Raw genomic sequence first — 24,103 nt, 5'->3', positions numbered from 1 at the left:
ATAAACCAGCCAGCGTAGGAGAGTCATTGCCCCACAAAAGTTAAGATAACATAACGTTTTGCCAAAAAGACAAATAAAAAGTAGCTTACTTTACAGTATTTATTCCATTGATGTTGAGATTTAAGGGTGATAGTCAACAAACTAAGACTGCCCTAAACCTTTTTTGTGATGTTTCAGGGAGCGATCATCAATGAACTATGCTCATATAACAGCAACAATTCACCGCCAATGATAAGATCGATCACTGAAACTGAGGTACCTCAGTGCTAAATTAAGCATTGTAGTAGTTCGTAGTATACTTATCATCTGGAGACAGAACTTTATCTAGCTTTGCTTTATCCCCACTAGCTTGGGGGAACATCTCCATTGACTAATGACCAGGCCCGTTGACGAATAGCATCCAAGCATTGGTCTTGCAGTAAATGTCCATTTTCATAGACAACCTGCAATAAATCCTGAGAAGAAGTGGGTACAGTCTCATAGCCAGAGTCAGTTCTAACGAGGGATAATCGTCCCCTTTTGCTAGCTTTACCAGGATCAGTAACAGGGTCTTTATAGACAGGGATCGCCTTGTCCTGCACCGTTACCTCACTGCACTTCATGGCAAATTTTTGGGTATCCCGATTCACCTTTTGCAACAAAGCTCCCCCCATACCAAAAGCTAAATTAGTAGTACTAAAGCCAAGGCTCTCAGTCTTCTCTAGAATGGCGCTGATACTCTCTTCATCAACCCCATCCCCTTGGATAACCCGCACAGCATTTAGAACCCGAAAGCCCTTACTGTTGAGGGTGCTGCCAAAACAAGCCTCCAACCGTTCCAAAGTTTGAGTCACAATGGCCACCGGGTCACCTGAATCCGGACGGATAACCACCGTAGCCCCCGAATCAAGCACCTGTGCCCTTAGGCGATCGCCCCAGAGATGGTCAATGGCATTCCAGAGATCATAGGAATCGGAAACCACCGCCAACACCGACCCTGGCTTGGCAAACTGGGTCAACATATTTTCATAGGCCAAAACTTCCCCTTCCCTTCCCCAAGCTGTAATGGTGGAATGTTCTGCGGCGGGAATCGAATAGGCCGCCATGGGGCAGTTGTAATATTGCTGCCCATACACCAGGGCCTTTACTGTGTCAGAACCTTGGAAATTAACTAAGTGAGCCAGTCCGCCAATGCCGGACGATTCACCACTAGAAACCCCCCGGGCCCCAAAATCGTGGAGTTTAAAATTGATTTCACCATCAGGATCATCCGCAGTACGGCATAGGGATTGATAGATGCGTTGTTTTAAATGCCAACTCTGGGTTGCCACCGTAATGGGATACCAAACCCGCATCAACAAAGTTTCTAACCAGGAAACTAACCAAAAAACCTTTGGGTCCGTGGATTCCACTGTCATCAAAACATTATGAACCGGGATGACCGAGCCCTCTGGAACCGCCTTAATACGTACAGGTAAACGACCCTGCAAATCCTCCGCAATGTATCGCCAACCGCCATAGTTGAAAGGTAAGCCATGGGCTGTCAAAAGGCGATTAGCTTCCTCCACCATCCAGGGTTCAATGGATTGAGTCAGATACCGCTTTAAAATGTATTGGAGACCAAAAAAGACAGTGACAGGATACCTTCCCCCACGACTTTCCACATAGGAATACATTGCCGTTGTGTCAGGAGGATACTGCAACCAGTGGCTCACTTTATAGGAGTCCACATCCAGAATGAGATTAGTATTCATAGTAGTTAAATCAACAGGATGGGGCTAAACTTTGCTGACAAAATGCTGAATAATCTGGAAGTGATCTTCGTAAATTTGTTCTTCCTGGGCATAGAGATCCGCTAAGGACATCCACCAAGCTTTTTGGGCATCATCGCCCCCTTTTACGGCTGGCAATTCGCCCCCCGGCAATTGGATGAAGTACGCGTGGGTGATAGTCCTTCCCCGTAGGGAGCGCCCAGGGGCATCAAAAACGTGGCTGTCCACAATGGAACCCCGCAAAACCGGTAGAGGCACCTTGAGACGGGTTTCCTCCTTCAACTCCCGCAACATTCCCTCCACCAGAGTTTCATTTTGCTTAATAAAACCCCCGGGTAAAGCAATTAGTCCCAAACCTGGTTTGGCTTGACGACGTACCATCAGCACATGACCCGCTTGCACCACCACGGCATCCGTGGTTATAAAAGTCGGAGCATAGGGAGCCGTGGCCCAGGCCTGTTTATAAGCCTGCAAAAATTGATACTCATCACAAAGAGCAATGTACCGCTCACTCTTTTGAAAAGTTTGTAAATAGTCGGCGATCGCCGGGGGCACTTTATCGAGATAATCCCCTTCCTTACCCTCAAAATAAGCCCCACGAATAGCGGTAGAACTGAAATCTGGATAATGGCCCGTTTCCAAGTAATCCCATTGGGGAAACAAATTCAAGTAATAGGAAGAAGCATCCTTGCGATGGCCCAAAACAACAACGGAATTGCTACCCCCAGTAATTTTCAAAACCTGTTGCTGCACCGCTGCCAACCACAAATTATCGCTGTAAAGCCAATCCCGCACCGTCAAAAAATGCACCCTTTTCAGTATTTGGGGGCTTAAACAAGCCTCAATCATCGCCATCCGTTCTGGCGATCGCCAGGGGTTGCGGGTATCCGCGGCCACCCGATGACTACCTAAAATGATAATGACTTGCTCAGCCTTTTCTAGCGCAAGATTAAGGGTGCGTAAATGACCGAGATGAAAAGGCTGGAACCGACCAATGTAGATCCCGTATTGATATTTAGTTTGCATACCAGACCCCCTGGATGGTAAACATCCTCTCCCCGAGGACTGACTCAATTATAGTAGATTTCACCAAAATATGGCAACATCTGATGACTGCGGCTGGGCGAAAATAGACTTTTGAGGGAAAGTATCTTGCTTTGATGTACGTTAGACTAATTTTGAACGTACATTGAACAGAATAGGATGAAACAAATTACGCCAACGGAGCTGAGGGGTAATCTTTACAACCTGCTAGATGAGGTGCTGGCAACCGGCATACCGCTGGAAATTAATCGGAGGGGTAAACGCCTACGAATACTGCCAGTGGAGGAGCCGGATAAGTTCAAGAACTTAGTACATCGTCCAGGGGTTATCATTGGCGACCCGGAAGAGTTGGTCACCATTGATTGGGAGGGAGAGATTGAGCTCGATTTACCTTGACACCCACATTGTTGTTTGGCTCTACTGTGGTTTAACGGAAAAGTTTTCTTCCCTGGCCAAATCACTGATTAACAGTAACGACCTAACCTTCTCTCCCATAGTACGACTAGAGCTCAAATATCTTCTTGAGATTGAAAGAATTACTGCATCGCCAGAAGCTATTCTCACCACTCTGGAGAATAATATTGGCTTATGTAGCTGTACCAAGAACTTCGACCAAGTTGTTTACCAAGCATTAACACTGGACTGGACAAGGGATCCTTTTGACCGTCTGATTACAGCCCAGTCTGCGTTGACTGACAGTTTACTGCTGACTAAAGACCAAAAAATTCTTGCTCACTATGACTATGCCCGTTGGTCTTAGAAAGTACACTTTCCGAGACTACTCCCCAACCCCGTCTCTTTTTATGTCTCAATAGTCCCTTTTACCATACCCCTAAAGTTGTGAGACTCTCAAAACATGGTTATGGCGATCGCCCTTAGAATTTGGGTATGTTTGACAATCTGTGCAAATTTCTGGCCGAATCATTTTCCGAAGACTATGCTGCCTGGTTGCTGGGACGACCAATCAAATTGACCAAGCTTAGTCCGACGGAACTATCCCTGGAACCAATTCGGGCTGACTCCCTAATTTTGGAGCAATCGGAAGACTTGGTGTTGCATCTGGAATTTCAAACGGAGCCTGAGCCCACCATGGGTTTTCGGATGTTGGACTATCGGGTAAGGGTTTACCGCTGTTTTCCCCAGAAGACGTGTCATCTACTTGAAACGTAAAAGGCATTGCGGCTTGAAATTTAGGCAAGAGTTAAAATTTCTACACCTTCCTCAGTCACAACAACAGTGTGTTCAAACTGAGCAGAGAGTTTTTTGTCCTTCGTAATTACAGTCCAACCATCCGCAAGAAATGTAAGCTCATAAGTCCCTTCGTTTAGCATCGGTTCAACCGTAAAAACCATTCCTGGACGCAGCTTCAACCCACTGCCTCGTTTGCCATAGTGAGGAATTTGAAGTTCTGTATGCATCTGCCTGCCAATGCCATGCCCAACCATATCTCGAACCACTGAGAATCCACTTGCCTCGGCATATGCTTGAATTGCCGCACCAATATCACCAATTCTTGCCCCAGGCTTGATTTCAGCAATCCCTCGCATCATCGATTCTTGAGTCGCTTCAACTAATTTTCGGGCAGTTGCGGATACCGAACCCACTAGAAATGTTCTCGAAGTGTCGCCGTGGTAGCCTGCCAACCTGAGGGTCACATCGATATTGATAATATCCCCGTCCTTGAGGATTTGCTTTGGGTTCGGTATTCCATGACAAACCACTTCATTGATGCTGGTGCAAATTACCCCTGTGAAAGGGGGATAGCCAGGAGGTGCGTAGCCAAGGGTGGCGCTGATTGCCCCATGATCTTCCATCCAACGCGCCGCCTCATCATTTAAAGCGTGTGTACTTACTCCAGGCTGCACCATTGACTCAAGATGATTGAGGAGATTCGCCGCAAGCTGTCCCACCCGCCGCATCTTGTCCAATTCTCTAGCCGAAAGTAAGACAAGCCCTGAGCTAATTGGGGAATGCACAAGATTTCTAGTGATTGAAAGCAAATTTTGATGGTTCACAGATTAAAGCCTCGTCCTATCATGCTGGTTCATGCTAGCACAGCACAGCCCAGCATGATACGAGCCGGGCCATTATTGGTATCTTAGAAATACGTAAAGCAAAAGTGAGACTTAAGATGGGGGGCAAAACAGATTTAGAGCGAGTGGTTGCTTACATTCCTGCTGAGCGTAAACGAGAACTGGAGGAATGGGCAGAGACAGATGAACGATCTGTCTCCTGGCTGGTCGCAAAATTAATTGACAAGGCTTTGCAAGAACGCCGACAGCAGCCCAGTAACTCAAAAAGTTTGCTACATCAGTAAACAGCAAACCTTTAGCATCTATCGGGGCATCAATGCCTATTTCTTTTGTAGATGGAGTATTCAATTCTGGCACTTAAGCTATTTCCGATCTTCTTCCGCAGGCAATGCATCAATGGATTGCAAGATATCGCGTGTAATTGCCTCTCTTTTATAGAGGTCGTCCAATCGGTTTGGCGTATCTATGTTGAGAGCAAAGAATACAGGACCTGTGGGCCATTCGACCCACCCTACCCACCAGCCCCAGCGCCCTTCCCAGCCAGTTTTAGCCCGTAGGATCCAATTTCGCCCTGCTTCAACGATTATAATATCCTTGACTAATCGTTGGTGCTCAATCCTAAAAGGGAGTTCATTCTGATACAGCTTTTGTAAAAAATGAATTTGCTCTTGTGCCGAGATTGTTAATGCTCCATCAATCCAATAAGCACCTTTGCTAGTACTTGGGTCTGCATTCCCGTAGTCAATTTGCGTCAGATATTCTCTTGCTTTCGCTTCACCGATTTCGGCAGCAAAAATTTCGTAAACCCAAACGGCTGAATTTCGCATTGCTGAGCGTAAGGTTTGATCTTGATTGTGGGGAGCGAAGTCCCTCTCCACTCCATCCCACTCAAAAACTTGAAATTCATCACGAACAACCCCGGCATCAAGCGCAAAGAGAGAATGCGGAATCTTAAACGTTGATGCTGGAGAATAGGCTCTGTCAGCCCGTTCCTGGTTGTAGACCCACAACTGATGAGCACCTCCGCGCTGATCTAATACCACAATGGTTCCTTGAGCCTCAGCGCCATCGAAGAAACTGGCCCAATCCGATCGCTCTTGCCTTTCTACACTGCCCAAAGACCTATTATCTAAGGTGGTCGAATTACTTATCTTCGGTCGCTGCGCAATCTGTGGAGTATGTAGTCTATTACTAAGCTCTGCTGAGACAGGTGAAGTAAGCAGCATTTCTGCGCTACCCACGACCAAAGAAACAAGTAAAAGGAAACGATGATTCATAATGCCATGTTGCTGCGGTAAAAGTTTTTGTTCTACGTGTAGGTAGCAGCACTAGCGACAGCGCCGCCCACGCAAAACTCATGGGACAATTGCGGTAACCCGGATCTCAATCCGCATTGTCGGCAGCCCTAGTGCTGCAACTCCTACCTGTGTCCAAATTGGGGCATGGTTAGGCATGTAATGGCGATATAGCCTGACCATCACATCGTTCACCTCTGGGGGCAACCCACCAACATGATAAGAAGTGACATGGACAACGTGCTCCCAACCTGCCCCGGCAGCCGCCAGGGTTCGCTCTATATTTTGAAATGCCTGGGCAATCTCATCTGCGAGCAACTCGGGAATTTGCAGGTTGTCATCCCAACCACCTTGACCTGATGTCTCCACACGATCGCCAATTTTTACTGCTTGCGAGTAATGCAATTCATTCAGCATGTATTCCCCATAGCCGGGGGTAACAAAAAACTCAGGCTTAGAGTTTTCTTATTCATGGTTTTTCTCTGTTCAGTACGATGATCGATAGGGGCTTCTAAATCCTTAGGTTTGGCGCTAGGGCGACTGACTAGAGGATGTAGCAATCGCATCTTCTGTTTGCAGCGCAATGCTTTTCTCCTTCGCCCCCGCAATTGTAGTAGCCAATGTCCACCAGAGCCATAGGCGCGGCGCGATCGCCAACTGTCCTGTTTCATCTTGTTTTTCATGCTGCACCATCATAATGTTTACCCCAGAGTTGCACTACAACTCTATATCTGTACTATTCGGCCTAGGCTGATTGGGCTTCGTCTAGCCAAACATTGCTGCGTAGTCACAGGCGAATGTATTAAAACTGCGCGGCTCTTTACCAATTGCGTCCTGTATACCAGACGAAACTGCTGCAGCCTCATTGCGTCGGTAGTGCGCATAATCCTCAATCACGCCGTCTGCTTGCCAAGGTGGCATCCCAATGTTGAGCAGTTGATCGCGCATTACTTCAGAAGGAATATCGACAAATGCAATCTGACGATTGAGCGCAGCCGAGAGTTGTTCTGCCATCTCAGCATGAGTCAATGCCTGTGGTCCGGTGAGGTTGTAAATCTTTCCCTCATGCCCTGTTTCTGTTAGGGCAACTACTGCAACGTCCGCAATATCGCGCACATCTACCACGCTGACTTTTGCATCACTGATCGCCGCATAAAAGGCGTTTTGGCTCGTGATTGTCGATTGAAAGTTTAATAAGCCCTGCATAAAGAGGTTGGGACGCAGAAACGTGTACGTCATTCCTGATCCTTGAATTGCCGCTTCGACTGCGGCATGGTAACGCAAAAAGCGCACGGGCGAATGGGCATCGGCTGCAAATTGCGATAGTTTAACGATATGCTTGACACCATTCTGACGGGCCGCATCAATAAACGCGAGTTGTTGGGCCTCTGCGCGTTCTGTAGAGTTCGTTAAGAGAAAGGCACGGTCTACTTCAGCCAGCGCCTCCAACAGCGTCTCAGGGCGATCAAAGTTCCCCTCCACCACTTCAACATTCGGGAATGCAATCTTCTTTGCTCGATCAAAGTCACGAACCATGGCGCGGACTTGCACGTTCTTTGCTGCGAGTCGCTTGACAATCTCTGTACCGTTGCTCCCGGTTGCACCAGTTACTAAAATCTTCCGGTTCATTGGAAACCTCCTGATGGGGTGTTGTAGTAAATTTCAACTAAAAAATGAAGACTTAAAGACTCAAATTAACGCTTCGTACAGGAGTATTGCTATTGGATAAGGTCAGTCGCAATGGGATCAGGATTAACGACGATGAATAGGCTGGTTTGAAGACCCGAAGGCAGCTTTGGGTATCCAAGCGCGATCGCTGTCAGACAGACTTCCAGTGCCAGATACAGGAAAGTGGGTGAATCGTTTCATTATTTGTTCTCCGGTGAAGCTCATTCTCTGTACCACACACGCACACATTGAAAGTAGTTGACTGTAACGCCCTGGCTAATCATCACTGGATAAACTCCATTACTGACCGTCACGCCGTAGACACCATCACTTGTGCTTTTCAAGCTATCTGGTAAAACAACGGTTTCAACATTGATTATCCTTATACTCGTACTTGCAATCCACTGATTGACCTCCCTAACAACCTCCAAGAAAGATTCATACTCGGAAGGTCCGCCGAAGGGTCCCCGTTCAGTGATCCGAGGCGCAAAATCTTTGTATTGAATCATTTGATTCGCCATCTTAAAACTGTAGAGTTGAGCATCAATTCAAGTAGTGGGCATCGCTCACCATCTTTAAAGCTTTTCTTTGTAAAACCTTTCACGGTAAAGCTTTGTGGGCAGTGATAGCTCTATGAGATCTATTTCAGAACTTAAGCCAACCTTGCCAGTAAACCGTTAAGAATAGGGGTAAAAACATGAAAGCTGATATGGGCTAACATTGCAGCTTCTAGCGAATATTGCCAAAAGAGCCAGCCAAACGCGATTCCCACAATCCCATTCAGTAACAACGCCCGAATAATCACAAGTGGAGTGAGGGGAACGATCGCGGCAGTCGCGGGCAAGTGTAGTAGTCCAAATACCAACGCAGCTAGAACGATCGCACCCTGGTAAATTCCTTGACTGGGCAATGTAATGCCTTGTTTGAAGGCTTTCCACGCTATCCAAACAAGCAGCGACATTAAGCCCCAGCGCATCAGAATTTCCTCAGTGATGCCACCATAGAACATTGCTGTGAGCAAATTCAACCAACTTGGTTCTGTATTATTGGCTGCCCGTAGCGTTTCAGGTAGGGCAGGTTGCATCAACCGATCAAGCAACAAGATAACAATGGCCGCCACTGCACCGATACCCAGGCTCCACTTCATCTCAACAGCAAAAGATGGAGACTTAGCAGTATGAAACACCCAATGATCAATCAAATGGGAGCTTAATCCAACACGATAGGCACAGCCAATTCCGATCAGAATGCTGATTGTCAGCAGAATTGAATACTGTATTCCTTGCAGAAGCATTAAAATCCACAATGGCGGCACTTTTTCCAGTATTTCTGGAGACAGTTTCGCTAACTGTTGCTCGACTAAAGGAATAGATGTGATCGTGAACATCACAATTCCCACAATGCCCAATCCAAATAAAATCCCTAATTGTTTCAGAATTGCCATTGGTTTAATCTCCAGATGATCTATCCTATTAGCTCATGCCAGCAACTACCATCGTCGGGATTGTAAGCAAGTTGAAAACAACGGGAACGATAACAGCAGAAGATCTCGGCAATGGTGATCGCCGCTCCTAACCCGCGTGAACCCTCTGTAACCAGTGCAACTTCGCTCACAAGTGTTGTCGTCATGATGACCTCCTCGACCTCCTGTATGGGTGAAATTTTTGATTTAAGTTTGCTCTGCGATCATTTTGCCGATGGCATCGGTAATCATCGTTTGCCCCCTGACTGTTTGAGCGTGGCTTCCCCCTTCAAAAACAATGTGACCGGAATTGAAGCCGCGCATCATCTCGCTGTAACTGTTGACGGCTTCAGGCGAAAAGCCGAATCCGGACATTGTTGCCTGCCACTCGCTTTCGGGGACAGCAACAGCCTGTACGTCGCGTCCGAGAACGGCGGCAAAAGCGGCGGCGACATCGTTTGGCGAATAATCTGCTGCGCCGTGCAGTTCGATGATGCTTTTGCCCTATACAGAAGAGGGATATGACCACATTTGAAAGTATTTAATTCGGCGATGCCACTGGAAAACTAACGTCGTTTTATGGAACAGCTCTTTGAGAATTCCTGCTGCAATTAAAGCACGAGGAAAGCAGTCAGAACGTACTGGCCGTCGGTCGGACTATGATTTCATTCACGTCAACATCGTCCGGCTGGGAAACAGCGTATAAAACGGCTCTGGCGATCGCCTCTGAGGTAAGGGCGGTTTTGCGAAGTTCTTCTAACAAGCCTTTGGATGACTCATCGGTGATATCAGAGCCAAGTTCAGTGGCAACGACCCCCGGAGAGATGGTGGTGACGCGAATGTTTTGTGATTCCTGCCGCAGTCCTTCAGAAATTGCCCAAACCGCATACTTGGTTGCACAGTAAACTGCTGCAGTGGGCACTACCACATGGGCACCAATGGAGGCAGTATTGATGATTTGCCCGCCCCCTTGCGCTTCCATAATTGGCAAGCCCGCTGCAATGCCATTAAGCACGCCACGAATATTCACATTAATCATGTTGTCCCATTCCTCGACTTTCAGGGCATTCATCGGCGACAGGGGCATCACGCCAGCATTGTTAAAGATGACATCGACACGGCCAAATTTGTCGTTGGCGAACTCAACAAATGCTTTTACATCGTGGCGATCGGTGACATCAACCGTTTTAAATTCTGCTGTCCCACCAGATGCATGAATCTGTTTAACTAGCTTCTCTAGCTTGTCTATCCGCCGTGCCCCCAAAACAACTTTTGCACCATTTTGGGCGAGCAGTTTCGCGGTGGCTTCACCAATACCGCTACTGGCTCCAGTGATGACAATTACTTTATTTTCTATATTTAACATGGTGAGTTTTCCTTCATTAACCAAAACTGTCCTTGGGCAGCAGCGGCTTCGGCAGCTTGAGCGGCTCGTTGAGCATAATGATGGATTTGTACTTGCGGAAAATGACGGAAGATAAAGCATGGATAATCCTCTCCAAAAGAAGCACTAAGCTCTCGTTTGATGACTTTAATCAGCTTGTAAACATCCGCACTTCTGGAGTCTTGGTAGTCTCCATACATCACCAGTACGACCTTGGCACTCAGCACACCTTGCATCCAATCTTGGGTTGAAGGTGGTACAAGTAAGGAACCGTGGCTGCGATCGTTGCTCATTATTTTTACATGTATATCAGACATGAAACCTTGCAATTAACTTGCTCGATTACTTGACTGCGTCTCTATTTGCATAAATTCAATATAGGCAATCGCCTTCAAACCGTCTTCTACAGCAAGTTAAAATTTTTATAGTATAAATTGATGGAGCAACCATGCCATCGTAGAGTAAAAGGCTGGTTATAACTTAAGTTAGAATCCTAGTCTGAAGTTAGAATCCTAGTTTGATCGAAAGTACACCTTACAAACTGACAATGCCGCGTTTAACGGCAACAATCACAGCTTGGGTGCGATCGCCGACATCCAACTTATTCAAAATCCGATTGACATGGGATTTAACAGTACCTTCACCGATACTTAAAGCGGTCGCAATATCGGCATTACTCATGCCCTGCGCCAGTGAGCCGAGTACTTCTAGTTCTCTTTCACTCAGTTCCGGATTGCTGAGACGTTGAACTAACTTTGCTCCTACATCGGGCGGAATATACTTCTGACCCCGATGAACGGTGCGAATCGCATTCAGAAGCTCGTCAGGTTCAGTTTCTTTCAACAGATATCCTTTTGCTCCTGCCTGCAATCCCCGATAAATATCTTCGTCACTATCATACGTGGTCAGGACAATAATTCGAGCAAATTTAACGATCGCACAAATTGCACTGATAGCAGCAACTCCTTCCACTTCAGGCATTCGCAGATCCATTAGCGTTACATCTGGTTGGTGTTCCTCAAATAGCGCGATTGCTTGTTCCCCATTTTCGGCTTGGGCAATCACCTGCATATCTGGGTCACGGTTAATAATCGTGGCTAATCCTTGCCGAAAAATAGCATGGTCGTCCGCAATCAAAACCCGAATAGTCGTGGCTTGGCTCATCGTGATTTTACTCCCGAATGACGGTGACAATAATCTCTGTTCCCTGTCCAGGTTGACTCCTAATGGTTAGTTGTGCGCCGATGCGCTCTGCTCGCTCGCTCATGCCGAGTAAGCCAAAGCCCTCAGAGGCTGGAATACTCCCAACACCAAAGCCCCGTCCATTGTCTTTCACGCTTAGGCAAAACTGGTCGCGCTCGTAGACTAGCTGCACTCGGATTTCATCAGCATTGGCGTGTTTAATCGCATTGGTTAATGCCTCCTGCCCCATCCGCAGTAGGTTACTCTCGACTTCAGTGGGTAGAGAATACACTGCACCCTCAATCTCACAATACAAAGTGGTATCCATTGCGGCAGTTCTGATTTGAGCGACGAGACGATGGAGAGCGCTTTGTAAACTGCCCTCCTCCAAAAGCTGAGGGCGGAGCGCTACTACCGATCGCCGCGCTTCAGTCAGTCCAGTTCGCGCCAATTCTTTGATCAGGTCTAGGTGTGCCCCAGTTGCTTCTACATCATCCGTTAGCACCTGCTTTGCCGCTCCCACCTGAGCTAGAATGCCTGTAAACGCCTGAGCCAGTGTGTCGTGAATCTCGCGTGCCATGCGGTTGCGCTCTTCTAAAATCGAGGCGGCTTCTGCTTGCTTTTGCGCCGTAATATCTCGCGCCAGCCAAATCACCTGCTCATGTCGAATCGGGGCAATGCGGGCCGAAAACCAAACTTCTCGTCCAGCGATCCAATCACTGTATTCAACGGTGAGGACTTGTTGAGTTCTCACCGACTGCTGAATGTAATCCAGAAATTCATCAGCTTGTTCTTTGGCAAAAAGTTGATGCAGCGTTTTGCCAGTACACTCCTCTCCATAAGATGAAGTTCCTTTGATTGTGCAGAGCAATCGCCCTTCAGCATTGATGATACATAGCGGATCGGGAATGGCTGAAAAGAGCGCCCGCAGTTCCGCTTCAGAGGCTTGCAACGCGACTTCTGCCTGTTTGCGATCGCTAATATCTGCAATCACCCCTTCGATGTAGTCATCGGCTGCATTCAGATAAGAAGAGAAAAGTCCCCAAAACACTGTCCCATCTCGTTTTCGCATCTGTGCTTCATAATTTCGCACTTCCCCATCCCGCTTTATCACCTCAATGCCTTGTTGGCGATCGCTGAGATTGACCCAATAGCCTGTAGTGTGTTCAATCCCAATCATCTCTTGGGGTGAATCAAAGCCAAACAGATCGGCAAAGCGTTGATTGGCATCGAGAATTAAGCCATCACCGATACGGCTACGGTAGATACCAACCTGCGAATTTGCAAAGATGTTGCGGAACTTAGCTTCACTACGTTGTAATGCCTCTTCTGCTTGTCTACGCTGAGTGGTGTCATTGCCCACCGATAAGATTTCAACCACCTCTCCCCGATCGTTGAAAATAGCTTGATTCGACCAGGCAACCCAAACGCGCCGACCGTCTCGACACAGGTTTTCCCCCTCACCTTGCGGGTACGATTGAGGGTTGCGAAGCAAATCGTGAACCATAGGTTTGACATCACGCCCAGAGATTTCGATGTCCGGAATGATGGTTTCAAATAAGGTTCGTCCTAAGATCTGATGTTCTTTGTAGCCGAGGAGTTTTACCCCATAATCGTTGATGTAGTGAATCCGTCCTTGCGGATCATAGCGAATGATGATCGAATTCGCGGTTTGTAGCAGATTGCGATAATTCGCTTCACTTTGTCGTAATGCGTCTTCTGTTCGTTCGCGATTGATGATCTCCTGCTGTAATGCTTGAGTTTGCTCTTCTAGTTTCCTTTCCAGTGTTTTGGCATAGTTTGCTAGCCGTTCATACAGCCGAGCATTTTCTAGTGAAATTGCTGCCTGAGCCATCAACAGTTTTAGGACTTGTAAGCGATCGCCATTAAACACTCCGGTACTGAGATTATTTTCTAGATAAATAATGCCAATGAGCTGACTTTGCTTGAGAATTGGCATACAGAGGAGCGATCGCGTCTGTTGGTGTTGAATATAAAGATCATTCAAAAAAGACGGTTCATTAACTGCATCATCAAACACCAGAGTCTCCAATGTGCGTTCTACCAACTGAATAACGGAGACAGGAATTGTTGCACAGCCAGTAACGGTGAGCTTTTCCAGGTGGCACTGTCTATTTTCACTGCACTGAGCTATCATGGTGAGCTGGTCATCTTCCAAGAGAATCAGAGCGCCGGTTTCGGCTCCAGCATTTTCTATCACCACCTGCATCAACCTGGCAATCAATTGATCAAGATGGATAATTTCTGAGAGGGCTTGAACCGCTTTGATCACGGCGGTCGAATGACTGATCATTCCCTCGGTCAAAGTTGATTGCCGAATTAAGTTGGAATTGAGTAATTGTGGATAGCGTTTTTCTAAGTCTTTAACTTTAGCTTTTGCGCCCCAGCGATCGTAGCAATAGTGCGCTTCTTTCATATAAGTTCGAGCAATTTTTTCTCGACCTCGCGCTAGATAATGTTTAGCCGCTAATTCATAAGCCAATGCCTCTTCTTGGATAAACTCATTTTCAGCAGCACCTGCGATCGCTCGCTCATAAAACTCTTCAGCCTCACAGAATTGCCCTAAGACCCGCGCTTTTTCTGCTTCAACTAGATGATATTTGTGCAAGTAATTCATTGGGGCGTGTTCTGCCTATTTTTGCATCTTTTCTTGGTTAGTATTAACACAACTGAGCCAAGCTGCTTTTTCAGAACTTGAATCACCATGCACTAGGCTTAAAAGTGGCGTAGAATAGTACAAATGGAATAAAGATAAAACCGTCATGGCTCTAACCTCTTCAAAATGTTGACTTGCCAAAACAGCGTTTTGTAAAGCTTGATGATAATGATAGGGACTGAACAGTGAGTGAGAAGCATTTAAAATCTGCTTATAAAGTCTCAACTCCATCATCTCCAGAACCATCTGAGTCTTTCCTCTCAGAGCCTTTACTATCCCTGACTAAGGAAACTTTTGACAACGATCTTTTAGACTTAAATGCCTAAAAGATCACTTTAGTAAATAAAGTAAACATTAAGTAATATCTTCCTCTGTAGTATAACAGGGAGCATGATAAACCACCACTTTCACAGAGATATCATCTGGCGTAGAAGTTCTTTGATATAGTTTTTATTTGCGGTTAGATTATCATCCCAGAACCAGACGGTCTTTCGTTGCCACCACCACTTGAATTTGTTGTATCGGATGTCGTATGGAAAGTTTTGGTATATCACCCCAAAAAGGAATGATCGCCAACAAAGTAAAATAGCAGTTTTGAATTGCAACGGTAATATCTGGGGATGTAGCCATGGAAAAAGATCATTGTTCCCTTGACTATTATCGCCAGAGGTTGGGACAGTTATCTCCTCTTAGTGCTAAGCGGAAGCAAATTCTGAGACAAATATTCAGCGAAGTAGTCCGCATTGCTGGGGATGATGTAAACCTGCAACTCCAACTCCTCATTGAACAGGCGAAAAAATTGTCCGGGGATGGCCTTGACCCTATCCAAAAAACCCTGTGTGAAAGGGAAATACTCGCCCAGGCTATGGGAATATTGGAAGCATCGGAAAAACTATGGCGTAATTACGAAGAGCAGTACCAGGATGCCTACGCTGAAGCGTGGTTGAAGACCCTGGAATATTTCTATCGTCGTTATCGGGACTACAACGCCCAGCAAGCCCAGGTAGCTACTTGGTTAAACTTCCGGCTCAAAAATGAGTTCAAGACCCAACGGGAAAAGCAATATCAACAACGGCAACAAGTCCAATCCAGTACATCCGAGGACGATCGCCAAGATCTGCTGGCCATGATGGCATCCCCTTCCTACGGGCAAGAAGCTGAATTAATGCGTCGGGATATAGAAAACTGGCTGCAATCAGATACGGAATTAGTCGGGGTGACAGTTAAAAATCAACCGGCAATAACAGCGCAACTATTACTGCAAAGGCGTTTTATTGAAGAAGTAGAGTGGAGTCAGTTGGCAAAAGAATATGGGGTGGCGATCGCCACTTTGAGCAGTTTCTACGAGCGTCAGTGCCGGGGTAGGTTAATCGCCTTTATGGAAAGCAATTATGACTTTATCCAACCTGATACCCCCATTAATCCCTGTGAGCATCTGCGGGGACTGTTGGGAAAAAAAGAATTGAGGCAAAACCAATTTGAACAACAATTGCAAGAATGGATAGAAACGGAGTCAACTTTAAGGGAACTTCGCTTGGCTCAAAAACCAGGGATTACAGGGCAAAGGCTGTTGCAGGAGCTACTGTTGACCATCCGAAAGTCGAGGCAGGGACTAACCCAAGTGGCGCAATCGTTAGGAGTGGAGCCGGGGGAACTGGAGCGGTTTTACGAATTTCAGCTACTGCCCCATATTTTGCAATTTGTGCATAAAAATTTGAGCCAGAGCCGATAACTAATTGTAGAAGATTAAACCACTTTTATAGTATTTACATTCGCTATTAATTACTTTTAGGAAATATTTATGGTTGCCATCGATAATAATTTGAAAATTCCCCTAACTTCAGCGGATCATCAATGGGTGAAAACCATTGCCCTCCAATCCGGTTGCCAGGGAAAAAAACTTCAACGGCTCATTAAAAACCTTTTGGCCGTTAGGGCGATCGCCCATTGGTTGGAGATCTACGGCATTGATTATGACGAGGGGGAAAGTTATAGCCGTCAACCACCAATCCATTTAGGGGAAACAGTGGCTGATCTTTACCTACCTAATCTCGGTCGTTTGGAATGTCGGGGTATTGGTCACCAAGAAGAGGAAATTTATTTTGGGGCAGAAAGTTGGCAGGACAGATTAGGCTATGCGGTGGTGGAAATTAGTGAAGACCTGCGCCAAGGGGAAATATTCGGTTTTTTAGAATCTATTACTGCGGAAATAGTGCCTAAACAACAGTTACAACCCATAGAAGGACTGTTCCGGGTTATTGCCACTGCGGAACAAGCTTCAATGGTTCTCACCCCAGTGGAAGTAGTGCAAAATGCCGTTAATCGGGTGACAGACGTGATTCAAACTTGGGTGGAACGGGTTACCACTACCACTTGGCAGTTGGGAACGGAGCAATGGGTACCCCAGTTAATTCCTGTCCGTAGCTTGGGCACAGTGGAGCGCATTATCGACAAATTCCAGGGGGCAAAGGATGAGGCTACCAAGCAAAGATTAATTATTACTCTGGGGGAATTAGCCACGGAAAATGATCAACCCCAGGCGATCGCCAAATTGCTGGAAATCATTGATGGCACGAACAATGAAGATACCCGCTGGCTAGCCGCTGGCACCCTGGCCCGCATTAATGCCAAACATCCCCAGGCGGTGCATAGTGTTACCAAAACCATTGCTCATGACCTCGCTTCGGGACAAACCCCATTGACATTAACAGTTTCCCTAATGCCCAGGCGTGACCACACCATTGCCGGTTTGATTACTTTGAAAACCCTGCAATCAGCACAAACTTTACCGGCAGGATTAGCATTGGCATTGTTAACTACCGATGACCAGTTAATTGACAGTATTGGGGTTGCAGAGGGAGAACAAGGGGGAAAAAATCTCCTCAAAATTAGCCTAGAGATTGACCCCGGCAGTGATTTTCGGATTCGGGTATCCCTGGGAGAATTAGCTGTAACGGAAGATATTCACCTTTAGAGCGCAAAAAAATCTGATGGCAATGCAATTTCTTCTGCTCAAGGTCATTAATGGTGATTTTCAGTCTGGTTTTACGGTGGCGTTGGATGTGGAACAGGTAGATGATTGCTCAGTCACCACGGTCCAAAGGGATTTCTACGGCACTTTACCCCCCATAACTTCCCCCTTAGCGGAGCTGTACCAAGATTGGATGTTGGAAATCACCAGTCCTCGCCCTGGGCAAGCCCGTCGTCGTCGAGGCATTAGGATCATTAGCACCCAAGCCGTTGCCACCAGTTACCAATATCAAGGACAAGGCAAGGAAAGAAAGCTCCTCCGCCAAGCCATGGTGCAATGGTTGAGTTCTTCCCTACCTGCTTGGCAAAATTTGGAAAAGGAAATACTGCGCTGTCTGTCCCAGTCCGACGGGGAAACCCATTTGATTGTGCAGATAGGTCAGTCTCTATATCAAGCTAGCCCAGAAACAGCGGCGATTTTAGCAAAATTACCCTGGCAGGAATGGCCCCTACTGCAATCAGCCTCACCAAAAATCCATTGTGCGGTTAATACCTGTCAATACTCGTTCACTCCTGTCCCAACTTCCGTTACCAGTCCGACCAATTTCACCGCCAAGGTCCACCGTTACCTCTGTCCTGAACTGCGGATTTTGCATTTGATTGGCAACAGTGATGGCATTGACCTCGAACCCGATCGCCAGATATTGGCTAATTTGACTAAAAATAGGGGCTTGAGGGTGCAAGTTACCGAACTATTACAGCCAGACTATGGCCAACTTAGTCGTACTCTGCGCCGATCGCCAGGTTTTGACCTGTTTGTTTACTCTGGCCACAGTGAGGCCTCCTATGACCAAGAACTAGCAGTCATGTTATTTGCCGGACGACAGGGGGTCACTATCCCCGATCTGCAACTTTCTTTCCAACAGGCGATCGCCAATGGGTTGCAGGTGGCTATTTTCAATTCCTGTGCCAGTGCCCAACTTGCGGAAGCGTTGCTGGATTACGGCATCACCACGGTTGTTTCCATGCAGGAGGAAGTGCCTGACCCAGTGGCGCATCAATTTCTCGAGAGCTTTTTTCGCTACTATGCTGGGCAAAATTGCTCTATTTTCACTGCGGTGCAGCGTAGTTTGACCGACCTAGAGGAGTTCGATCGCCTTTATCCGGGGGTTGGTTGGTTGCCTGTTATTCACCAAAATCCCCGACTGGTTCCTCCTGTTTGGCAAAAGCTAAGGGAACCGGCCCGCAAAGTACGGCGCATTGGGGTTACCTCCCTGGTTATTACCCTGCTGCTGGTGGCCATGAGACTGTTGGGATTGACCCAAGGGCTAGACTTGAAGCTGTTTGATTGGTTGCTACGTACTCATCCCATTGCGGAGTCGGTGGACGATCGCCTGGTGGTGGTTACGGTGGATCAAAATGACCTCGATATTCTGCGCCAAAACGGGTTGCAATCGGCGGAGGGGTCGGATGTAATTTCCGATGGGGCGTTGGCGGAAGCGTTGGACAAAATTAACAGCTATCAACCCCGTTGGTTTGGTCTGGATATTGGTAGAGATTTGCCTATTTCCGATGGTAATACCCGCCTCCAGGAAGTTTTGCAAAATGGCGATCGCCTTTTTCTCCCTTGCAGTTTTCCTGATCAACAGGGGGAGCAGTTATTACCACCACCGGCCGCTGATCCGAATCGCCTAGCCTTCGTCAACTTTCCTAGCGACCTAGATGGAGTAATTCGTCGCCAATTGTTGTTCGGGGAGTTTGCCCAGGGCGAATCCTGTCCCACCAACCAATCCCTGGCCTTGTCCCTGGCGTTGAGTTATCTGGGACAAGAAAATATATTCTCCGCCGAAAGTCCGGTTTTAACCCTCAATAACGTTGCTTTTAAGTCCCTTGAAGCGAAATCTGGGGTTTATCGTGGCAATGAGGTAACAGACTATCAAATTCTCTTCCGCAGTTTACCTAGGGGAGCGATTCGGGAAATTAGTCTTTCCACCCTTTTTGCGGATACTGAAAATCGGTTAAACCTCAAAAATAAGGTGGTTTTGCTGGGTTATGGCCATAAGGACAAGCATTCTACCAGCTTAGAAAAGGATATTCCTGGGGTAGTGATCCATGCTCAAATGACCAAGCAAATTTTAGATGCAGTGTTGGAGGGCAAACCTGTATTAACTGTGGCTTCTGTACCCCTGGAACTACTCTGGATTTTACTTTGGTATGGCCTTGCCACTGGCGGCATGGTGGGGGTGGTTATTATGGATGGCGTTCCCTCCGGGGACAGCAAAGCTGCACGCCGTTCACAGCAATTAGTGGCGATCGTTGCTTTGCTGGGGGTAACTGGTTCTACCTGGCTTGTCCTCTGGGCTGGAGGGGTATGGCTACCTTTAGCCTCGCCTTTGTTAATTCTGGCTTTGCTATTAGGCTTAACCACCGTCGGTGAATTTGATAGAGTATGACCAAATTTTCCTACTGCTTGGGCTATATTGGTACTGTTGACGGTCTTGCTAAAGCTAACTATACAGTACAAAAGATTTCTATTTCCCTGCCAACGGAAATGGTGAAATATGATTAAAATATTTGCTTGAGAATTTCTTCACGGGAAATTACAAAATGTTCTGATATATTTCTCAAGATACTATTGAGTGTTCCGATTTTGAGGGGACTATGGGCAGGAATTGTCAGGTGGTGTTCACCGTTATGTTGAGTTGTTAAACGAATATGGCTCCCAGTTTGATGGCTAACTTCATATCCAAATCGTTTAAGCTTTTTAGCCAAGTCTTTTCCCGATAAATCTCTGGGCAGTTTCATGAAGCAAAGACTTCTTCTTGGACAATATGCAAGCGAATAATTTTCGGACGTTCTTCTGCATTCGTAAAATGGCAGTGAACTGCGTCTTTGATTTCCTGTTTGAGACTACTAAGATCCTCTGCTTGGGTAAAAATAGCTTCCTGCATGGCTTGGGCTGTGTAGCCTCCTTCAGGATCTGGCTCGACTAAGAATATAATTTCATTCATCGTTGTTAATAGAGTGACTTGTGTATAACTGTGTATGTTGGGGGACGTCCCACTGATTATGTTGGGACTATCTACAGGATACTAGCTAAGCGAATAATTTGAGCCAATCGTCAGTTTCGATATCTCTACTGGCAACTAGTTCCTATAACTAAATCGTTACATCAAAATTGGGCTAAATCAATTAGGGAATTGCGGTATTTTTTAATGCCTAGCCTAGCTAACTGCATTTTTTGGGCAAAGTTTGGATCAGTGGCGGATGTTTAATCCATTAAGTAGAAAAACTGATTCCGGGCTTGGGTGGCATTAACATTATCCATCATTTATGTATGATTATAGTGTCACATTCACTAAATACAAGAGATATTTGTTAGTATATTCCATCAAACCATTACAAAAAATACAACCTTTGAAAAGTTAAGATAATTTCCATGCATGAAGATGATGTATAGCTAATTTATTTAACTATGAGACGTAAGGTTTCCCGGTAATTCAGTTGGGATAATGGTTTTTATGGCTCAAACCTAAATACGCACATAATATTTGAGTGTAGCCTATGTTTACGAAAATTTTGTTAAGCTTGTCTTGTGCAAATAGGGAGGTCAGTCTATGCCCGCCACACAACTAGATTTCTATACGCCAGAGCAATACTTAGCCCTGGAGGCGACTGCATTAGAGCGCAGTGAGTACATTGACGGAGAAATTATTCCTATGGTTGGTGCTTTACCGAATCATAATTTGATTATTGGTAATTTTTATGCTGCTCTCAATTTTGCTCTCAAAAGAAAGCCTTACTATGTTTTTGTTACTGACCAAAGGCTTTGGATTCCTAGCCTACGTATCTATACTTACCCAGACATTATGGTGGTGTCAGGGGATTTAATCTTGCAGGCTGGTCGTAAAGATACAATCACTAATCCAATGTTAATTGTAGAAGTATTATCTCAGTCTACCCAAAGTTATGATCAGGGGAAAAAGTTTAAGGCTTACCGTTCTATTCCTAGCTTTCAAGAATATGTTTTAATTGACCAATCTGATATGCATATTGAGGTGTATAGCCGCCAAGATAATGGTCAATGGTTATTGTCAGAGTGGAATGGTAACGATGCAATTTTACAGCTCAGTAAAATTGATTTTGAAATTGCTTTGGCAGATGTTTATGACAAGGTCAATTTTGAGGAATAGGAATAATTTTGGCAAATAGCTAGTTTCGAGAATCAAGACTGAGTTATGGCGATCGCCGGTAATTAAAATGGGGCGATGATTGTCGGCAACTTCGTCCATTAAGCGGAAAAGCTCACTGCGGGCTTGGGTGGCATTAACATTGTCCATCGTTTATGTAGGGTTTCGGGTACGCCAATGGTATCACTTCCTTCAAATTAGGTTAGGCTTATTAGTAGGTTTTATTTTTGCCCTATACCAACAGGAGTGGAAAAATGGCACAGAAATCCGGCAATATTACCCTGATTCGCTTTTTCCTCTTCCTAGGGCTGTTGGGGGCGTTGTTGTTACCCCAGGATGCGGTTTGGGCTAATCAGAAAAAGACAACTACGGTGCAACCGAAGCCGGTACGTTGGCAACCACCAGCGGGGGTAGGGGCTTCTGGACGGCGCACTGGTAATCCTCCTCGAACGGTGTTGGGTGGCTCAAGGAATAATTGCGCCCATAATGGTGATTTGCCGTTAACTGCCCTTATTCCCCAGAGTTATGAGGGCCGGGTGGGTTTTGCTCCGCCGACGCTTTACGTTTATTTTCCCTATGATGAACAGCCATCCTATCCGGTACGCATTACGGTGATGACAGCGGATAAAGGCGCTATTTATCAGTCGGATTTTTCGGCTCCTGGTAAGGTTGGTTTGTTGCCCATTGCCCTACCAGAGGATCTGGAATTAACTAAAAATGTTGTTTATCGCTGGCGGTTTGAAGTACAATCTGTGCCGCTAGATTATGTGGAAGGAAATTTTAGTTTGGAGCCAGAGGAAATTCCGGCTGAATTGTTAGCAGAGCTTGACCAAGCAAATCCTTTAGAGAAATTAGAGTTTTATCTTATTTTTGGCTGGTGGTATGATGCGCTGCAACAACTATCAATACTTAAAAATAATAATCAGCATAATATTTTCGTTGATGATTTTTATTTGAACCTATTGCAAAATGAAAATTTAAAAGTCCTATCATATTTTGAGACAGTAGTGTGAAATCATGGAATCTATTATAAGAGATAGCATTTTTGATCAAGAATTGCATTCCTTGATTGGATTAGATTTTAACTGGAGATATGAGCTAAAAATTAGTCAAATGATAGGAGATAAATATCGAGAAGCAGTTGCAATTAAAAATATTGCTAGAATTTATTACCATCGTGGATATATTGAAGAAGCTATAAAGTGTCTGAATGAATGTCTTTTATTATTTCGGCTAACAAATAATTTACATAATGAGGCAATAGTTTTATACAACCTTGCTAAAATTCATGATGATATAGCAGAGTCTTCTATAGAATTTAGGCTGTTAAATTATTATCTTTGTCTTGATTATTATCAAGAGTTATTATTGTCATTACAATTTATTAATGATATATTAGCAGGAGCAATTGTATGTAATAACATTGGACGAATTTGGATAGCGTTAGGGCAAGCAAAGAAATCTCTACTTTACTTAAATAAGGCACTAGATTTACATGAATTTTTAGACAATACCCATGAAAAAATAATCTTATTTTCTAATATTGGTAATGCATACTATCAAATAAGTGATTATAAAGCTGCTCTTAAAAATTTTCAAAAAATGTTGATTTTATGCAGGCAGGATAATGATAATTATAAGGAAGAATATGCACTTAATGGTATTGCGCTAACATATATTAAATTGAATAATAAAGAAAAAGCATTGGAGGTATATGCTGAGTTGTTGACCATAGCTAATAATCCTGATCAGGAATTGAATAAGCTTAATGACATTGGCGTTGTGTGTTCAGATTTAGGGTATAAGAAAGAGGCTCTCAAATATTTTAAAAAGGCTTTATCTATAAGCATAAAAACATATAATTTTTTAGCAAAATCTAAAAATCTTAATAATATTGGTGGTGTTTATTCAGACTTAGGAGACAAAAACAAAGCTCTTGAATATTGTCAACAAGCGTTACTTATAAGTACAGATTTAGATGCTCTTGAAATTAAGGGCCGTAGCCTTAGTAATATTGCACGTATCTATTCTGATTTAGGACAAAAGCAAAAAGCCCTTAAATATTACGAACAATCACTATCTATAAGAAGAGAGATTATTGATTATTTAGGAGAAAGTTCAATTCTTAACAATATTGGCAATATTTATGCTGATTTAGGACAAAATACAAAGGCTCTTGAATATTATCAACAAGCGTTACTTATAAGCACAAAATTAGATAATTTTGAAATTAAAGGTAGAAATTTAAATAATATCGGACTTATCTACTCAGATATGGGAGAAAAGAAAAAAGCACTCGAATATTATGAAGAAGCATTGTCCATTAATCGTCAGGTTAGTGATCTTCCGGGTGAAGGTAGAACTCTAAATAATATTGGGATGATTTATTCTGATTTAGGTGAGAAGAAAAAAGCTCTTGAATATTATGAAGAAGCATTGTTCATTAA

26 protein-coding genes and 1 pseudogene are annotated in these 24,103 nt (G+C 45.1%); 11 read left to right on the top strand and 16 right to left on the bottom strand.

Features of this window, described 5'->3' with window-relative positions; all coding sequences use genetic code 11:
• Positions 1 to 344: 344 nt before the first annotated feature.
• Complete coding sequence (locus BWK47_RS14130) at positions 345 to 1,733, bottom strand: nicotinate phosphoribosyltransferase (protein ID WP_162329133.1); 1,389 nt, start codon at positions 1,731 to 1,733, stop codon at positions 345 to 347.
• A gap of 24 nt (positions 1,734 to 1,757) precedes the next feature.
• Complete coding sequence (locus BWK47_RS14125; protein ID WP_010873920.1) at positions 1,758 to 2,777, bottom strand: bifunctional nicotinamide-nucleotide adenylyltransferase/Nudix hydroxylase; 1,020 nt, start codon at positions 2,775 to 2,777, stop codon at positions 1,758 to 1,760.
• Positions 2,778 to 2,954: 177 nt separating this feature from the next.
• Here BWK47_RS14125 and BWK47_RS14120 point away from each other — a divergent pair, with 177 nt between their 5' ends.
• The 3 genes and pseudogenes from BWK47_RS14120 to BWK47_RS14110 form a co-directional block, all read left to right on the top strand.
• Positions 2,955 to 3,191: a type II toxin-antitoxin system Phd/YefM family antitoxin gene (locus BWK47_RS14120; RefSeq protein WP_162329132.1), complete on the top strand. Its 237-nt coding sequence runs from the start codon at positions 2,955 to 2,957 to the stop codon at positions 3,189 to 3,191.
• The gene (locus tag BWK47_RS14115) at positions 3,172 to 3,555 is read left to right on the top strand and encodes a type II toxin-antitoxin system VapC family toxin (protein ID WP_020862006.1); all 384 of its coding nucleotides are present in this window, start codon (positions 3,172 to 3,174) and stop codon (positions 3,553 to 3,555) included. The genes BWK47_RS14120 and BWK47_RS14115 overlap by 20 nt, the downstream gene beginning before the upstream one ends.
• 128 nt (positions 3,556 to 3,683) lie before the next feature.
• A pseudogene (locus BWK47_RS14110) lies at positions 3,684 to 3,950 on the top strand (Rpn family recombination-promoting nuclease/putative transposase); the annotation flags it as partial.
• Positions 3,951 to 3,985: 35 nt separating this feature from the next.
• Here the strand turns inward: BWK47_RS14110 and map are convergent.
• Entirely contained in the window at positions 3,986 to 4,810 is an 825-nt protein-coding gene (map, locus tag BWK47_RS14105; RefSeq protein ID WP_162329131.1) for a type I methionyl aminopeptidase, read from the bottom strand.
• 116 nt (positions 4,811 to 4,926) lie between these two features.
• Here map and BWK47_RS17285 point away from each other — a divergent pair, with 116 nt between their 5' ends.
• A complete protein-coding gene (locus tag BWK47_RS17285; RefSeq protein ID WP_257793028.1) occupies positions 4,927 to 5,112 on the top strand; it encodes a ribbon-helix-helix domain-containing protein in 186 nt (61 codons plus the stop codon).
• Between the two features lie 78 nt (positions 5,113 to 5,190).
• Here the strand turns inward: BWK47_RS17285 and blaOXA are convergent, their stop codons facing one another.
• The 5 genes from blaOXA to BWK47_RS14070 all read right to left on the bottom strand — a co-directional run bounded on the left by blaOXA (position 5,191) and on the right by BWK47_RS14070 (position 9,235).
• Positions 5,191 to 6,105, bottom strand: coding sequence for a class D beta-lactamase (blaOXA, locus tag BWK47_RS14095; RefSeq protein WP_162329129.1), 915 nt, complete (start codon positions 6,103 to 6,105; stop codon positions 5,191 to 5,193).
• 78 nt (positions 6,106 to 6,183) lie between these two features.
• Positions 6,184 to 6,540 carry a RidA family protein gene (locus BWK47_RS14090; RefSeq protein WP_162329128.1) on the bottom strand — a complete coding sequence of 119 codons (357 nt, stop codon included), beginning with the start codon at positions 6,538 to 6,540 and terminating at the stop codon, positions 6,184 to 6,186.
• 114 nt (positions 6,541 to 6,654) lie between these two features.
• Positions 6,655 to 6,819 carry a hypothetical protein gene (locus tag BWK47_RS14085; protein ID WP_020862010.1) on the bottom strand — a complete coding sequence of 55 codons (165 nt, stop codon included), beginning with the start codon at positions 6,817 to 6,819 and terminating at the stop codon, positions 6,655 to 6,657.
• A gap of 69 nt (positions 6,820 to 6,888) precedes the next feature.
• Positions 6,889 to 7,752, bottom strand: coding sequence for an SDR family oxidoreductase (locus tag BWK47_RS14080; RefSeq protein ID WP_162329127.1), 864 nt, complete (start codon positions 7,750 to 7,752; stop codon positions 6,889 to 6,891).
• A 691-nt stretch (positions 7,753 to 8,443) separates the two neighbouring features.
• The gene (locus tag BWK47_RS14070; protein ID WP_162329125.1) at positions 8,444 to 9,235 is read right to left on the bottom strand and encodes a CPBP family intramembrane glutamic endopeptidase; all 792 of its coding nucleotides are present in this window, start codon (positions 9,233 to 9,235) and stop codon (positions 8,444 to 8,446) included.
• 111 nt (positions 9,236 to 9,346) lie between these two features.
• Here BWK47_RS14070 and BWK47_RS14065 point away from each other — a divergent pair, with 111 nt between their 5' ends.
• Positions 9,347 to 9,778: a hypothetical protein gene (locus tag BWK47_RS14065; RefSeq protein WP_162329124.1), complete on the top strand. Its 432-nt coding sequence runs from the start codon at positions 9,347 to 9,349 to the stop codon at positions 9,776 to 9,778.
• Between the two features lie 106 nt (positions 9,779 to 9,884).
• Here the strand turns inward: BWK47_RS14065 and BWK47_RS14060 are convergent, their stop codons facing one another.
• From BWK47_RS14060 to BWK47_RS14035, 6 genes are all read right to left on the bottom strand, one after another.
• On the bottom strand, positions 9,885 to 10,619 hold the full coding sequence (locus BWK47_RS14060) for an SDR family oxidoreductase (RefSeq protein WP_162329123.1): 735 nt from the start codon (positions 10,617 to 10,619) through the stop codon (positions 9,885 to 9,887).
• Positions 10,613 to 10,930, bottom strand: coding sequence for a hypothetical protein (locus tag BWK47_RS14055; RefSeq protein ID WP_237269658.1), 318 nt, complete (start codon positions 10,928 to 10,930; stop codon positions 10,613 to 10,615). The genes BWK47_RS14060 and BWK47_RS14055 overlap by 7 nt, the downstream gene beginning before the upstream one ends.
• 241 nt (positions 10,931 to 11,171) lie before the next feature.
• Positions 11,172 to 11,801 (bottom strand): response regulator, encoded by a 630-nt coding sequence (locus tag BWK47_RS14050; protein WP_010873909.1) that lies wholly within the window; start codon positions 11,799 to 11,801, stop codon positions 11,172 to 11,174.
• A gap of 7 nt (positions 11,802 to 11,808) precedes the next feature.
• Positions 11,809 to 14,457, bottom strand: coding sequence for a PAS domain S-box protein (locus BWK47_RS14045; RefSeq protein ID WP_237269657.1), 2,649 nt, complete (start codon positions 14,455 to 14,457; stop codon positions 11,809 to 11,811).
• A 15-nt stretch (positions 14,458 to 14,472) separates the two neighbouring features.
• Positions 14,473 to 14,742 (bottom strand): hypothetical protein, encoded by a 270-nt coding sequence (locus BWK47_RS14040; protein ID WP_162329122.1) that lies wholly within the window; start codon positions 14,740 to 14,742, stop codon positions 14,473 to 14,475.
• Between the two features lie 222 nt (positions 14,743 to 14,964).
• Positions 14,965 to 15,126, bottom strand: coding sequence for a hypothetical protein (locus BWK47_RS14035; RefSeq protein WP_162329121.1), 162 nt, complete (start codon positions 15,124 to 15,126; stop codon positions 14,965 to 14,967).
• Here BWK47_RS14035 and BWK47_RS14030 point away from each other — a divergent pair.
• The 3 genes from BWK47_RS14030 to BWK47_RS14020 all read left to right on the top strand — a co-directional run bounded on the left by BWK47_RS14030 (position 15,125) and on the right by BWK47_RS14020 (position 19,919).
• Positions 15,125 to 16,228 (top strand): hypothetical protein, encoded by a 1,104-nt coding sequence (locus BWK47_RS14030; RefSeq protein ID WP_162329120.1) that lies wholly within the window; start codon positions 15,125 to 15,127, stop codon positions 16,226 to 16,228. The two genes, BWK47_RS14035 and BWK47_RS14030, sit on opposite strands and share 2 nt — an antisense overlap.
• A gap of 69 nt (positions 16,229 to 16,297) precedes the next feature.
• Positions 16,298 to 17,470 (top strand): DUF1822 family protein, encoded by a 1,173-nt coding sequence (locus tag BWK47_RS14025; protein WP_162329119.1) that lies wholly within the window; start codon positions 16,298 to 16,300, stop codon positions 17,468 to 17,470.
• Between the two features lie 16 nt (positions 17,471 to 17,486).
• Complete coding sequence (locus tag BWK47_RS14020; protein WP_162329118.1) at positions 17,487 to 19,919, top strand: CHASE2 domain-containing protein; 2,433 nt, start codon at positions 17,487 to 17,489, stop codon at positions 19,917 to 19,919.
• Between the two features lie 112 nt (positions 19,920 to 20,031).
• Here the strand turns inward: BWK47_RS14020 and BWK47_RS14015 are convergent, their stop codons facing one another.
• Entirely contained in the window at positions 20,032 to 20,271 is a 240-nt protein-coding gene (locus BWK47_RS14015; RefSeq protein WP_162329117.1) for a type II toxin-antitoxin system HicA family toxin, read from the bottom strand.
• Positions 20,268 to 20,477, bottom strand: coding sequence for a 2-oxoisovalerate dehydrogenase E1 subunit beta (locus tag BWK47_RS14010; protein ID WP_162329116.1), 210 nt, complete (start codon positions 20,475 to 20,477; stop codon positions 20,268 to 20,270). The genes BWK47_RS14015 and BWK47_RS14010 overlap by 4 nt, the downstream gene beginning before the upstream one ends.
• A 606-nt stretch (positions 20,478 to 21,083) precedes the next feature.
• Here BWK47_RS14010 and BWK47_RS14000 point away from each other — a divergent pair.
• The 3 genes from BWK47_RS14000 to BWK47_RS13985 form a co-directional block, all read left to right on the top strand.
• A complete protein-coding gene (locus tag BWK47_RS14000; protein ID WP_162329115.1) occupies positions 21,084 to 21,659 on the top strand; it encodes a Uma2 family endonuclease in 576 nt (191 codons plus the stop codon).
• Between the two features lie 251 nt (positions 21,660 to 21,910).
• A complete protein-coding gene (locus tag BWK47_RS13990; RefSeq protein WP_162329113.1) occupies positions 21,911 to 22,669 on the top strand; it encodes a DUF928 domain-containing protein in 759 nt (252 codons plus the stop codon).
• A 4-nt stretch (positions 22,670 to 22,673) separates the two neighbouring features.
• Positions 22,674 to 24,103, top strand: a 1,430-nt coding sequence (locus BWK47_RS13985) for a tetratricopeptide repeat protein (protein WP_162329112.1), incomplete at its 3' end; no start/stop codon positions are given.

Source organism: Synechocystis sp. CACIAM 05 (genome assembly GCF_010222815.1).
GTDB lineage: Bacteria > Cyanobacteriota > Cyanobacteriia > Cyanobacteriales > Microcystaceae > Synechocystis.
This window is presented reverse-complemented; position numbering and strand designations above follow the sequence as displayed.